The organism is Vreelandella malpeensis (genome assembly GCF_020622355.1).
GTDB classification, from domain to species: Bacteria; Pseudomonadota; Gammaproteobacteria; order Pseudomonadales; family Halomonadaceae; genus Vreelandella; species Vreelandella malpeensis.
This window is the reverse complement of the sequence record NZ_WHVL01000003.1, coordinates 143,653-156,812: the sequence shown is the minus strand read 5'-3', so window position 1 is coordinate 156,812 and position 13,160 is coordinate 143,653. Positions and strand designations below refer to the sequence as shown.

General features: G+C 62.2%; 11 protein-coding genes. 9 read left to right on the top strand and 2 right to left on the bottom strand.

The genetic code is table 11. The features are described from left to right. Nucleotides 1-93: 93 nt before the first annotated feature. Nucleotides 94-1,731 (top strand): methyl-accepting chemotaxis protein, encoded by a 1,638-nt coding sequence (locus GEV37_RS08960; RefSeq protein ID WP_227389901.1) that lies wholly within the window; start codon nucleotides 94-96, stop codon nucleotides 1,729-1,731. 90 nt (nucleotides 1,732-1,821) lie between these two features. Here GEV37_RS08960 and GEV37_RS08955 read toward each other — a convergent pair whose 3' ends face one another. Further along, complete coding sequence (locus GEV37_RS08955; RefSeq protein ID WP_227389900.1) at nucleotides 1,822-2,121, bottom strand: YciI family protein; 300 nt, start codon at nucleotides 2,119-2,121, stop codon at nucleotides 1,822-1,824. Between the two features lie 197 nt (nucleotides 2,122-2,318). Here GEV37_RS08955 and GEV37_RS08950 point away from each other — a divergent pair, with 197 nt between their 5' ends. From GEV37_RS08950 to GEV37_RS08930, 5 genes are all read left to right on the top strand, one after another. Then, nucleotides 2,319-4,070, top strand: coding sequence for a putative bifunctional diguanylate cyclase/phosphodiesterase (locus tag GEV37_RS08950; protein ID WP_227389899.1), 1,752 nt, complete (start codon nucleotides 2,319-2,321; stop codon nucleotides 4,068-4,070). Between the two features lie 6 nt (nucleotides 4,071-4,076). Then, nucleotides 4,077-4,934 carry an alpha/beta fold hydrolase gene (locus GEV37_RS08945; protein WP_227389898.1) on the top strand — a complete coding sequence of 286 codons (858 nt, stop codon included), beginning with the start codon at nucleotides 4,077-4,079 and terminating at the stop codon, nucleotides 4,932-4,934. Nucleotides 4,935-5,073: 139 nt separating this feature from the next. After that, entirely contained in the window at nucleotides 5,074-6,006 is a 933-nt protein-coding gene (locus GEV37_RS08940; protein ID WP_227389897.1) for a LysR substrate-binding domain-containing protein, read from the top strand. A gap of 121 nt (nucleotides 6,007-6,127) precedes the next feature. Further along, nucleotides 6,128-7,381: a metal-dependent hydrolase family protein gene (locus GEV37_RS08935; RefSeq protein WP_227389896.1), complete on the top strand. Its 1,254-nt coding sequence runs from the start codon at nucleotides 6,128-6,130 to the stop codon at nucleotides 7,379-7,381. A gap of 82 nt (nucleotides 7,382-7,463) precedes the next feature. Then, nucleotides 7,464-8,852, top strand: coding sequence for a sodium:solute symporter family protein (locus tag GEV37_RS08930; RefSeq protein ID WP_227389895.1), 1,389 nt, complete (start codon nucleotides 7,464-7,466; stop codon nucleotides 8,850-8,852). Nucleotides 8,853-8,929: 77 nt separating this feature from the next. Here the strand turns inward: GEV37_RS08930 and GEV37_RS08925 are convergent, their stop codons facing one another. After that, nucleotides 8,930-9,685 (bottom strand): DeoR/GlpR family DNA-binding transcription regulator, encoded by a 756-nt coding sequence (locus GEV37_RS08925; protein WP_227389894.1) that lies wholly within the window; start codon nucleotides 9,683-9,685, stop codon nucleotides 8,930-8,932. 356 nt (nucleotides 9,686-10,041) lie between these two features. On the opposite strand from GEV37_RS08925, the gene GEV37_RS08920 reads away from it, so the two are divergent. The 3 genes from GEV37_RS08920 (at nucleotide 10,042) to GEV37_RS08910 (ending at nucleotide 13,136) form a co-directional block, all read left to right on the top strand. Next, a complete protein-coding gene (locus GEV37_RS08920; protein ID WP_227389893.1) occupies nucleotides 10,042-10,518 on the top strand; it encodes a tripartite tricarboxylate transporter TctB family protein in 477 nt (158 codons plus the stop codon). Nucleotides 10,519-10,606: 88 nt separating this feature from the next. Continuing rightward, nucleotides 10,607-11,578: a Bug family tripartite tricarboxylate transporter substrate binding protein gene (locus GEV37_RS08915; protein WP_227389892.1), complete on the top strand. Its 972-nt coding sequence runs from the start codon at nucleotides 10,607-10,609 to the stop codon at nucleotides 11,576-11,578. 94 nt (nucleotides 11,579-11,672) lie between these two features. Further along, complete coding sequence (locus GEV37_RS08910) at nucleotides 11,673-13,136, top strand: tripartite tricarboxylate transporter permease (RefSeq protein WP_227389891.1); 1,464 nt, start codon at nucleotides 11,673-11,675, stop codon at nucleotides 13,134-13,136. Nucleotides 13,137-13,160 lie beyond the last annotated feature (24 nt).

Sequence of the window (13,160 nt, the reverse complement as noted above, 5' to 3'; positions counted from 1 at the left end):
TAGGTAATTCCGACAATCATAATAAATGATAATAATTATAATTTAATGCCTGACTTGCCACTTCAGGCACAGGTAGTTCTCACGAGACCCCGGATGAAAAACCTTTCCGTCAAGACGCTCATTTCAACAGCGCTGATACTGCTGCTGGGCATGATCATCATCACTGGCACGCTGGCCATTCGCAGCGAGCTCGAATCCATCGACAAGCTGTCGGAAATCAACCAGATCAGTGCCGTTCAGGCCAACGACGCCAATCGCTTGAAGGCCCACCTCATGGAAGTGCGCCTGCGTCTGGCCCGCATGGTACTGCACAATATGGGCGGTAACGCCGACCGTGCCGCCAACGCCCTCGACCAGGCACGCGATAACCTCGTCGAGAGTGACACGCTCGTCGAGTACCTGAGGCTTGCCGATGATGCGCCCGCCGGCGAGCACCGTGATCTGCTGCACGCCATCACTACGGCCTTTGACAGTGTCATGACGCCGCCGCTGCGCCAGGCCATGGCCGCCGGCGACTACGCCGAGCTCGATCGGCTGCGCGACGGCATTAACGAAAGCTTTCCGGCCTTCAGCGACGCGGTGGATCGCTTCAGCGTGCATGCACTCCAGTACGGCGAAACGCTCATCGAAGACGAGCGCCAGGACAGCAAGGTCTCCATGCTGGTCGTCGGTACGCTGCTGGCGGTGGGCGTGGCGCTGTTCATTGCCATGCAATTGCTCGTCAACCGCCTGATCGTCGCGCCGCTCCAGCATGCCGCCGGCGTGTGCGAAGGCATCGCCCAGGGCGATCTTACCCATCGGCTCGAGCCTGGTGGGCGCAACGAGGTCGGCCGCTTCTATAACGCCCTGGCGGACATGCAGTCGCGTCTGGAGGGTATCATCGGCACCTTGAGCCAGAGCGGCGAGGCCGTGGCCAGCAGCTCCAAGCAGATCGCCGGCGGCAGCCAGGATCTGGCCTCGCGCACCGAGCAGCAGGCGGCGGCGCTGCAGCAGACGGCTGCCAGCATGGACGAGATCTCGTCGCTGGTGCGCCAGAACGCCGAAACCGCCTCGGAAGCGGAACGCCTGACCCAGGACGCCGCCGGCAAGGTGGCGCGAGGACAGCAGACCTCGGAGCGCACCACGCAGCTCATGCGCGAGCTCGAGGCGACCTCCCACCGAGTTCACGATATCGTTCAGGTCATCGACTCCATCGCTTTCCAGACCAACATCCTGGCACTCAACGCCTCCGTCGAGGCGGCGCGGGCCGGCGAACATGGCCGTGGCTTCGCCGTGGTGGCAAGCGAGGTTCGTTCGCTGGCCACCAAGACCTCCTCGTCGTCCAAGGAGATCCGCGCCATGATCGAGGACATTGCCCAGCGCATCGCCCAGGGCGCCGAGCAGTCCGCCCACAGCCGGCACGACATGGAGGAGATCAACGGTGCGATCATGAAGGTCAACGACATGATGCAGTCGCTGGCCATGGCGGCGAAGGAGCAGGACGCCGGCATCAGCCAGGTGAGCACCGCAGTGGCCCAGATGGACAGCGCCACCCAGGAGAACGTGTCGCTGGTGGAGGAAACCAGCACCGCCTCCGCCGCCCTCGAGGACGAGGCGAGCCGTCTGGCGGAGCTGGTCGGCACTTTCAAACTCAACCAGACCATCGAGCGTACCCTGCCGCGCCAGAAAGCGGCACCGCTGCATAAGCCCGCCAGCCGTGCCATCGGTGAACCCGAATGGGAGGCGTTTTAACACGAAACGCTCAGCGGGCCAGCACTAACCGCTGCTCGTATGCATGCAATGTCATCAAGAGAGGCGGCTGGCGGTGGAAGTAATTGACGTTCAAGCGTCTTGAGTTACCGGCACCAGCCGCACCTCGCGAATATCCAGCGTTTCCCAGACGCGGCCGGTGGTGTAGGGGTCCTGCACGAGCCAGGCGTCGAGCGCGGCGCGGGTGTCGAAGGCCACGTGGACGGTGGAGCCGATCATGCGACCGGCGTCATTCAGGATCGCGCCGCCGCTGAGAAAGCGGCCTTCCTCGATCATGCGCTGGACCCCTTCCAGGTGGGCCTCGCGGTTGGCCAGTCGACGCGACAGGGCGTCGTCGTCGGTGAAGTCATAAGCGGTCACGACATACTGCATGCAAGGCTCCTGGTTGAGTAAGGCAGCGACCGGTGTCGCTCGGGAACTGGGATCGTCGCACGATAAACCGTACCCTGTGCAGTACAAATAAACATCGTCAACGTTGCAAGAGCGTTGTATTTCATTGATGGCAATACGATCTCTCATTGGTCATCATTGGCTAATTCCAGTTTGCCACCTGATAGAAGGCGCAGGTCATGATGTACACGCCCAGCGTGTTGTCACTCGACGAGTTTCCGATGGGGTGTGTGGTCACAAACGCCCGGCGACGCGTTCTCTACAGCAATCGCTACATCGCGCGCCAGTACGGGCATGCGCCCGAGGCGTTGGCGGGGTGCGATCTGTTTCATCTGTTCAGCAAGGCGTCGCGCATCGTCTTCGAGTCGTTCGTCGTGCCGGCGCTTGCCCGCGACGGGCAGTGCGAGGAGGTCCGCCTGACGCTGCTCTCGGCAAAGCAACGCCCCGTGCCGGTCGTGGTGAGCGCAGTGTATGATGATGTCTGCGAGCGTTGTTTCTGGAGCATCGCCAACGCCCAGCGCTCCGAGCAGCTGTACGTCGAGCTGAAGAAGACCCAGCAACTGCTGGAGCACAAGGTGGCGCTTTTGCGTTCGCTGTCGCACTCCGATCCTCTTACCGGGTTGCCCAACCGCGCCGCCCTGAGTCGAGACCTGGATCGCCGGATCGTCGATCACACCCCCGGCGGTCGCGGGTTCGCGCTGGCGTTCATCGATCTGGACGGCTTCAAGGAGGTCAACGACCGTCACGGTCACGCGATCGGCGACCGGGTGCTGCAGCAGGTGGCCGAGCGGCTGACGTCGACGCTGCGCCAGAACGACCTGGTCGCGCGCTTCGGAGGGGATGAGTTCGTGGTGGTGGTGGAGGGCTGCGCCTCCCAGGCGATCGAACGGACGCTGCTGGCGCGGTTGGGGAGCCGGCTTTCGGAGCCCTTCGTGATCGACGACATTCAGCTGACGCTCTCGGCCAGCATCGGTGTGACGCTTTACCCCCAGGCCCGGGCGCTTGAGCCGGATCAACTCGTGCGCCAGGCGGACAACGCCATGTACCAGGCCAAGCTTTCCGGCAAGAATCAGGTGCGCTTTTTCGATAGCGACGACGAGGACGTGCAGAAGGAGCGCCACTCGGCGCTGGTCGCGGTCAACGAGGCGCTGGTCGCCGGGGCGTTCGAGCTTTACTACCAGCCCAAGGTCAACATGCGTACCGGCGAGGTGCTCGGTGCCGAGGCGTTGATCCGCTGGAACCACCCCGAACGCGGGCTGCTCGGCCCCCACGCCTTTCTGCCGGCACTGGGCAAGACGCTGTGCGGCGTGCGCCTGGGGCGCTGGGTTCTCGCCACCGCGCTCGACCAGCTCGCCACGTGGCACCATCAGGGCCTGACGCTTGGCGTCAGCGTGAACATCGACGGCTACCACCTGCTGCACCCGCGATTCCTTCAGGACCTGGGAACGCTGCTCGACGAGTTTCCCGATCTGCCGCGTGGCAGCCTCGAGCTGGAGGTGCTCGAAACCAGCGCGATCGAAGACATAGCTCAGGCCGCCATGATCATCAACGCCTGCCGCACGCTGGGGCTCCGGGTGTCGCTGGATGATTTCGGCACCGGCTACTCGTCGCTTAGCCAGCTGCGCGACTTGCCGGTAGACACGCTCAAGATCGACCGCAGCTTCGTGCAGAACATGCTGACGAGCCGCGGAGACCTGGCCATTCTCAAAGGCGTGATCGGCTTCGCGATGGCATTCGAGTGCGAGGTGATCGCCGAAGGCGTGGAATCCCTGCAGCATGGCCGGGAGCTTCTGGCACTGGGCTGCGAGCAGGGCCAGGGCTACTACATCGCAAGACCCATGCCCGCCGACGCGCTGCCCGACTGGGTGCAGGCCTGGCACCAGGGCGAATTCAAGGCGAAGTATCACCCCGATGACACAGGCAAGGAGTAACGCGGTTTGTTGACCCCCTCGGAAATCAGAAAACGCAACAATGTCACGGTGCTGGGCGAGGGCGCCGAAACGCTGGTGCTGGCCCATGGCTTCGGCTGCGACCAGAGGGTGTGGCAGTACATCGTGCCGGCACTCGCCGAGCGCTACACGCTGGTGCTGTTCGACTACGTGGGCTCCGGGCGCTCGCAGCTCTCGGCCTTCGACGCCACGCGCTACGCGACCCTTGAAGGCTACGCCCGGGACGTGATGGAGGTCTGCCAGGCGCTCGATCTTCGCGATGTGCATGTCGTCGGCCATTCGGTCAGCGCCACCATCGGCCAACTGGCGGCGCTCGAGATTCCCGAGCGCATCGCGAGCCAGGTGATGATCTGTCCGTCACCCTGCTTTCTGAACGTGGCACCGGACTATCACGGCGGCTTCGAGCGCGCCGATCTCGAGGAGCTTCTCGAGCTGATGGATCGCAACTACATCGGCTGGGCCAACTACCTGGCGCCGCTGGTAATGGGGCCGGAAAGTGCCGACTACCTGATCGGCAAGCTGTCGGAGAGCTTCTGCTCCACCGACCCGATCGTCGCCAAGGTGTTCGCCCGGGCCACCTTCTTCGCCGACTACCGTCACGTGCTGCCCCAGGCCGCCCATCCGACGCTCTTGCTGCAAAGTCAGGTCGATACGCTGGCGAACCCGAACGTCGGCCGCTACATGCACGCGCGCATGGCGCGCGCCACGCTCAAGGAGCTGCCATGCGTCGGCCACTGCATCCACATGACCCACCCGGAGAGCGTCGTGAGCGAGATCCACGCCTGGCTCGCCGACGGCACCTCACGTCAAGCTCCGAACGCAGACGTCCGCTCGGGCAGTGTGTGAAAGTGGTCGGCGTCAATCACCGTCGGGGCAATGCTCGTTCGTCTGCTCGGGCAGGGGGCATGCTATGATCGCGCCGTCAGCGGGGCCTACTCTTTCGAGCTGTCAGTCCCGTCTTTTCTAGCCTTCGGGTCGATTCCCCATGCGTATGTCTCCCATGCCGCCGCTCAACTCTCTGATCGCGTTCGAGGCGGCGGTTCGGCACATGAGCTTTACCCGGGCCGCAGTGGAACTGCACCTTTCCCAAAGTGCCGTCAGTCGTCAAGTCGTTCACCTCGAGCAGTTTCTGGGGCGCAAGCTGTTCGTGCGCCAGCAGCGTCAACTGGCCCTGACGCGCGCCGGCGAGACCTATGCACTGCGGGTTCGTTCGTTGCTCGATGATTGCGCACAGGCGACAGCCGAGGTGATGAAGAGCACTGGCGAGAACGAGCTGACGATTGCCTGCACGGCGGGCGTCGCCCTGTTCTGGATGGCGCCACGCTTGAGCCGGTTCCGGCGCGAGCACCCCTCCATCAATCTGCGTCTGATCGTGCGAGATGGCGTCTCACTGCTGTCTCCTTTCGAGTTTGATCTGGCGCTCTATTATCTCAAGGTACCGACACTGGCGGGCTTCGACACGTCACTGCTGCTAAGCGAGCAGGTCGGGCCAGTATGCGCGCCCGGTTATCTCGACGCCTGTCGAGCGCGTCATGGTCTGGCGGTCGGGGACTTGCTGGCGCCACACCAGCTGCTCGACGAGAGCTTGCTGGCGCTGGAGGATGCGCAAAGCTTGTGGATCTCCTGGCGCGACTGGTTTCGCTATCACCATCTGGTCATGCCCACTCACGCGAGCCCGGTGGTGTTCAACAACTACCCTGCACTGGTGGAAATGGCGATTCAAGAGCAGGGGGTCGTGCTTGGCTGGCGCCATGTCATCGACAGTCAGATCGACAGCGGGCGCCTGGTCTGGGCGTCGTCCAGCTGGGCCGGCCACGGGGGCGGTTACTACCTGATCACCCCCGAGGAGCGTCGCGAAACGGCTGCCACGCGGCGTTTCAAGGCATGGCTGCGCCAGCACGAGGCCATCGCCGAGTAGCGTTTTTTACAATGCGCCATGCGCATGTTGGCATGCGTTTTTATCGTTTTTCACCTGTGCGCAGCGCTGGTTAGGCTTGGATGAACATGCGATATATCCACAAGACATAAGAGCCTATCCCATGACCGACTCCGCTTCCTCTGCTTTGCTGTTGACCAATGCTACGCTGGTGGATGGTACATCGCCTGACCCGCAGTGTGGTGTCCACGTGCTGATCGAGAATGACCGGATCACGCAGGTGTCATCGGCGCCCATTTCCGCACCCCACGCTCGCGAGTTCGATCTGACCGGCCGCACGCTGATGCCAGGGTTGATCGACTGCCATGTACACGTCATCGCGACGACCGCCGATCTAGGCGCCAACGCGTTGTTGCCGGATGCGCTCGTCGCCGCCCGGGCAACGCCAATCATGAAGGGCATGTTGATGCGCGGCTTCACCACCGTGCGCGATGTCGGCGGTGCCGACCGGGGTATTCAGCAGGCCGTTGCCGAAGGACACTTCGTTGGCCCGCGCCTGGTCATCTGCGGCAAGGCGCTTTCCCAGACCGGCGGACATAACGACTACCGCGGTTTCTACGACGAGCGCGATGATCAGTACCAGACCCGCCGCCTGGGATCGATGGGGCGCATCTGCGACGGCGTGGAGTCCGTGCGCCGTGCCGTGCGCCAAGAGATCAAGGCCGGCGCGCAGTTCATCAAGGTGATGGCCAATGGCGGCGTCTCCTCCCCGAGCGACCCGATCGAGTTCTTGAGCTTTTCCGTCGACGAACTCAAGACCATCGTCGAGGAGGCCTCCAACGCTCAGACCTATGTCAGTGCCCACCTCTATACCGACGAGGCGATTCGCCGGGCGGTCGAGGCAGGCGTACGCTCACTGGAGCACTGCAACCTGATCGAGCCGGACACCGCTCGGCTTGCCGCCGAGCGCGGCGCGATCGCCTGCCCGACGCTGGTCACCTACGAACGGCTCAAGATCGAGGGGGCCGACTACGGGCTGAAGCCCGAGTCCGTCGCCAAGATTGACGATGTGCGCCTGGCCGGGCTCGAGAGCCTGATCACCATGCGCGAGGCCGGCCTCGAGATGGCCTACGGCACGGACCTTCTGGGCGAAATGCATCCGCACCAGTCCGAGGAGTTCGTGATTCGCTCTCAGGTCCTGCCGGCGCATGAGGTGATTCGCAGTGCCACGGTCACCGCCGCCAAGCTTCTGCGCATGGAGGGCGAGGTTGGCTGCGTGGCGCCGGGCGCCTTTGCCGACCTGATCGTTGTTGACGGCAACCCCCTGGAAGACATGCGCCTGCTGACCGGCCAGGGCGAACACCTGTCGCTGATCCTGCAGGGCGGGCGCGAGGTCAAGAACCGACTGGATGCGTAAGAACACGGCGCCGGATCACTCTTGATCCGGCGCCTGCTGGAAAATACTCCCAAACGATAACTAAAACCGGAGGCCTGCATTCATGCACGCATTCTTCGTGGTTGCCTATATTCTGCTCATGGTCGTGATCGGCCTCTACTTTTCTCGGCGTAAGGTGCACGACGATACCGACTTCATCGTCGCCGGACGCTCGCTCTCCACGATCGTGTTGACCGCAACCTTATTGGCCACCTTCGTTGGCTCAGGGTCGATCGTGGGTGGCGCCAGCTTCGTCTTTCAGCATGGCCCGGGAGCGGCGATCTTTTTCTTCGCCGGTACGCCGATTGCCGCGCTGGTGGTCTACTTCTTTTTGGCGCGCAAGATGCGTCTTTCGCGGGCCACCACCATTCCTGGCTTGATCGAGGAGCGCTTTGGCCCCGCCGCGCGCTCTATTGCCTCGCTGATCATCCTGTTTGCCTATGTGGGCATCGTCTCCTACCAGTTCACCGGCGCCGGACACGCGCTGAACCTCGCCTTCGACTTGCCGGTATGGCAGGGCGTACTGATTGCGGCGGCCGTGATGATTGGCCTGGCCACGATGGGGGGCTTGGTATCGGTGGCCTATACCGACTATCTCAGTGCCGTGATCATCTTTGGCAGCATGCTGATCGCGCTACCCTTGGTGCTAAGCCGCCTGGGTGGTCTCGATGGAATGATGGAGGCGTTGCCGACAACGCATCAAACGCTGCTGGGCGGCTTATCGCCTTGGCAGGCGCTTGGGTATTTCCTGCCGCTGTTCTTGTTGATTCTGGGCGACCAGAACCTGTTCCAGCGGTTTGCCGCCGCGCGCGATCCGGCCACGGCCAAGAAGGCGGCACTGGGCTTGGTCATCGCGTCGATCGTCTGCTCGTCGCTGATTACCCTGCTGGTATGCGCCACACGTGTGCTCTATCCCGATATCACGCCCTCCACGGCGATGATGACGCTGGCGCAGCAGGGACTGCCGGTCACCGTCGGTGGGCTAATGCTTGCGTCGCTCGTGGCGCTTTTGCTGACCACGGGCAACTCCTACCTGCTGTCGGCCTCGGCAAGCCTGACCCAGGACATCCTGGTGGGCTGGCTCAAGTTCGATATCTCGCCGCATCGGGCACTGCTCGTCAACCGCCTGAGCGTGGTCGGGCTCGGAGTGCTGGCATGGGTCTTGGGCGCCTTCTTCCCCAGCGTACTGGCGATGCAGATGTACTCCTATGGTATGTATGGCGCCGCTATTACGCCGATTTTCCTGGCTGCCCTGCTGTGGTCACGGGCGACTCCGCGGGCAGCATTGGCGGCCATGATCGTCGGGGGCTTGGTCACGCTGATATGGGAAATCCTGCTGGGTAAGCCCATGGGCTGGAATAGCGTGCTCGTCGCCATGCCGTTGGCCACGCTGACGCTGGTCGGGTTGAGTCTGATGCAGCGCCGTCCCTTGCCTGGCAACGTGTCACGCTAAGCCTTGGATAGGCCCCCGATAAGCCGTGCAGGCGCCCCATAGGGGCGCCTGCAGTACGGGCATCTAGCCTCGTTGATTTACTGCGGACGCAGAATCGTCGTCTTGCGCGGGGAAAAGATGCCGGTGAGCTCTTCATCGGCATCGGTGATCAGCGTCCAGCGCGCGGGCAGAGGAGTCCAGTGCTGCTGGCTGGCGCGGCCGATTTTGGTGGCATCGGCCATGACGTAGACTTCGGCACCCCGGGCGATCATCGCCTCCTTCAGCCAAGCCTGATCTGGGCTGGCCTCGCACAGACCCTGCTCGGTGACGCCGTCGGCGCTGACGAAGACGCGGTCGACGGTGAGTCGCGACAGCGTTTCATAGGCCAGTGGGCCGTAGACCGTCATGCTCGGCGTGCGCAAGTCGCCGCCGAGTACCGTGGTGCGTCCTTCGGGAAGCTGAGTGAGCAGCGGCAGCGCGGCCATGTTGTTGGTAATGACGTGTAGTCCCTTGCGCTCGTTCAAACGTGCGGCAAGGGCGGCGGTAGTGGTGCCGCCATCCAATAAAAGGGTATCGCCATCTTTGATGCAGTCGAGCGCGCACTCGGCCAGGCGAATTTTGATATCGCCTTGGCGGGCGCGGCGCTGTTCGAGGTTGAGCTCGGGTTCGCGCTGGCCGATCGAGGTGGTGGCGCCGCCGTAGGTGCGCACGAGAACACCCTCGCGTGACAGTGCGCCAAGATCACGCCTGACGGTCGCCTCAGAGATACCGAAGTGATGGCACAGCGCTTCGATACTGCACACTCCGGAACGGACGGCTTCAAGCATGGCCTTGCGGCGTTTGACGACTTTCATGGCGAACTCGGCTGATGGCGTTGGCGGTGAGTATGGCAGCCGCAAAGGCTATATGCATCACTAAAGTCCCAAATTGTGATCGAAGTGATCATGTTTGTGTTAGACATTAGTATAGTCCCTTTCGATATTTTTTCTATTATTGTCCATTTATATCAGTTATTTATAATAATCATGCTTTGTCAGTATGACACTGCTCGATCAAGGCCGTATTGCCAAAAAGGATTGAACAGATCATTTTGTCACTCAAGATTTAGGCTTTTGATTGGTTTGGTCGTTGCCTGGTGGCTGACTGCCAGACACGCGCAAACATGTACCGATCAGCTAGATAACCGAGTTAGACAACAGGGTAGAGCAACATGTTACTCAAACGAACCGATTGTGGGTTGGCCCTTTTACTTCTGGCGTTTTGCGCCTTCGCTGCCTGGCGCACGACCATGGTGCCTTCCTCGGGCGCCGGTAGCCAGGCAGGGCCGGCTTTCTTGCCGTGGATCACCGTGGTGGGCATTGCTCTGCTCTCCGTGGCGCTGTTCATTCGCGGCTTGCGTACGGAAGTCACAGTAAGCGAGGTGAGCGCCGCCAACGAGGAGCGTGCTCCCCAACGCTCGGGCGTGCGCTACGCCACCGTGGTGCTGGTGCTCTTCGTGGTATTGATGATTGCCTACGCCATTGCGTTCGAGCGTGTTGGTTACCTGCCCAGTACGATTGCCACCTTCGTCATCGGTATGCTGCTGCTGCGCGAGCGCCGTGTGCTGCAGGTTCTAGTCGTTCCCGCTGTGGTCGTGGCCTGCGTCTACTACGGGTTCACGTATCTGCTCGACGTCTATCTACCGTAACCGGGGTGGGGCCGTTTGCCACCCTTCATTAAGGGCGACTGCCCGTCCATATAGACAATAACCATTAAAAACCTATTGGAGAACGCTGATGCAAAAATTGCTCCCGACTCTCGCCACCCTTGGTTGCGGTGTTCTGTTCACTGCTGCGACCGCTGCTGCTGCCGACTACCCGGTACGTCCGGTACAGATCGTCGTGCCCTACTCAGCCGGTGGGGGCACCGATCTATCGGCTCGCATCATGGCCGATACGCTGAAGAAGTACCTGGGCAAATCGCTCGTGGTACGTAATCAGCCCGGCGGCGGCGGCTCGATCGGTACCAGCGCGGCGGTGCATGCGCGTGCCGATGGTTACACCCTGGGCATGGGTGCCCAGGGCCCGCTGGCCATGCTGCCTCACTACGGCGGTGTCGACTATAGCCTCGACGACGTCGAATTCATTGCGCTGATGGGGCGTAACCTGATGGTCGTTGCAGGCTGCCAGGGCGCACCCTTCGACGATGCCGAAGGTTTCGTCGAGTACACCCGTGAGCATCCGGGCGAAGTCCGTGTCGGTAACTCCGGTGCCGGTGGTGCCAACCACATCGCCATCGAAGGTTTCGGCAACGCCGCTGACCTCGACTTCAACAGCATGCCTTTCGGCGGTGCATCGGCAGCGGTAACCGCCTGCGTTGGTGGTCACATCGACGCCGTCGTTGCTTCTCCGGCCGAAGTGCTGCCGCAGATCCAGTCCGGCAGCATCAATGCGCTGCTGGTGATGGAAGACGAGCGTATCGACGTGCTGCCCGATACGCCGGTGCCGGAAGAGCTCGGTATCGACTTCACTTGGTCCTCCTGGAAGGGCGTGATTGCGCCTGTCGGCCTGCCGGACGACGTCAAGGAGACGCTCTCTGAAGCGCTGCGCCAAACCTTCGAAGACGAAGAGTTCCTGGCCCGCATGGAAGAAATGGGTGAGTTCGTCGACTACCGCTCGGCCGATGACTTCCGCGAGCTGGCCGAGCGCGACTCTGCCACCGCTGAAGAGATCATTCGTCAGCTGGGTATGTACGGCGTAAACCAGTAAGACCGAAGCAGGCTTGCCCCCCGCCTTGTCGGGGGGCAAGTAGTTTTTGGCTGTTTATCTGATTGAGCAGGTCGCTATGGAAATTTCATCGTATGTGTTGGCAGTCTTTGATCCCAGTGTTCTCTGGATCATCGCACTAGGCACGCTGGGGGGCATGATCATCGGTGCCCTGCCGGGGCTGACGGCCACCATGGGGGTGGCGCTGCTGATTCCCCTGACCTTCGGTATGGCGCCGGTCATGGGCTTGAACATGCTCATCGGCATCTATATCGGCGGCATTTACGGTGGCTGTATCTCGGCTATCTTGCTGCGTACACCCGGCACGCCCTCCTCGGCGGCCACGGTGCTCGATGGCTATCCGCTGGCCCAGAGGGGCGAAGCGGGCAAGGCGCTGGGCATGGCGACCATCGCCTCCTTCGTGGGCGGGATCTTCGCGGCCATCGTACTGGCGGCGCTGGCGCCCCAGCTGGCGACGCTGGCGCTCAAGTTCGGTCCGGCCGAGTATTTTGCGCTGGCCGTCTTCGGCCTGACCATCATCGCCAGCCTCTCCGGCGACATTCTGAAAGGGGCCATCGCCGGGCTTGCCGGCGTGTTGATCGGTTGCGTTGGCGCCGATCCCATTAGCGGTATTTCTCGCTACACCTTTGGCGTTTCGGGCTTTGCCTCGGGATTTGCCTTTACCCCTGCGCTGATCGGTCTGTTCGCGCTGTCGGAAGTCTTCGTTCAGATCGAAAAGATCCTCAGTGACCGCGTCGAGCGTATGAAAGTGGGCGGCATCTGGCCCAATCGCCAAGAGATGAAAGAGAGCGGCATGCCCATGCTGCGCGGCTCTTTGATCGGCACCTTCATCGGTATCGTGCCGGGGACGGGCTCGGGCACCGCTGCCTGGATCAGCTACAACGAAGCACGGCGTACCTCGAAAACCCCCGAGAAATTCGGTACCGGCCACATGCCCGGGGTTGCCGCCACGGAAAGCGCCAACAATGCCGTGTGCGCGGCGGCGCTGATTCCGCTGCTGGCCCTGGGCATTCCGGGGGACGTGGTGACCGCCGTGTTGATGGGCGGGCTGATGATTCAGGGTCTGGCCCCGGGTCCGATGCTGTTCCAGCAGAACCCGGAGGTGGTAACCGGCATCTTCACGGGGGTGTTCGTCGCCACCATCTTCATGCTGGTGTTCGGCCTTTTGGGCATTCGCTTCTTCACCCAGATTTTGCGGGTGCCGCGGCGCCTGCTGACCATGGCCATTGTGGTGTTCTGCTTCGTCGGCTCCTGGGCGATCAACCTCAACGTGGTCGATCTCTACACCATGGTGGGCTTCGGCGTGCTGGGCTACTTCATGCAGAAGTACGGTTTCTCCCAGGCGGCGCTGTGTATCGCGCTGATTCTCGGGCCGATGGCCGAGTCCAACCTGCGTCTTGGCTTGATGAGCGCACGCGACGATCTCGGTGTATTCCTTTCTGGCCCCATCACGCTATTCTTCCTGGGGTTGGCGGTGCTCTCTCTGCTGCTGCCTGCACTGCGCAGCTGGAAACAACAGCGCCAAGCGGCGAAGGTATGATCCTTCGCCCGCTATCGAGGTGAC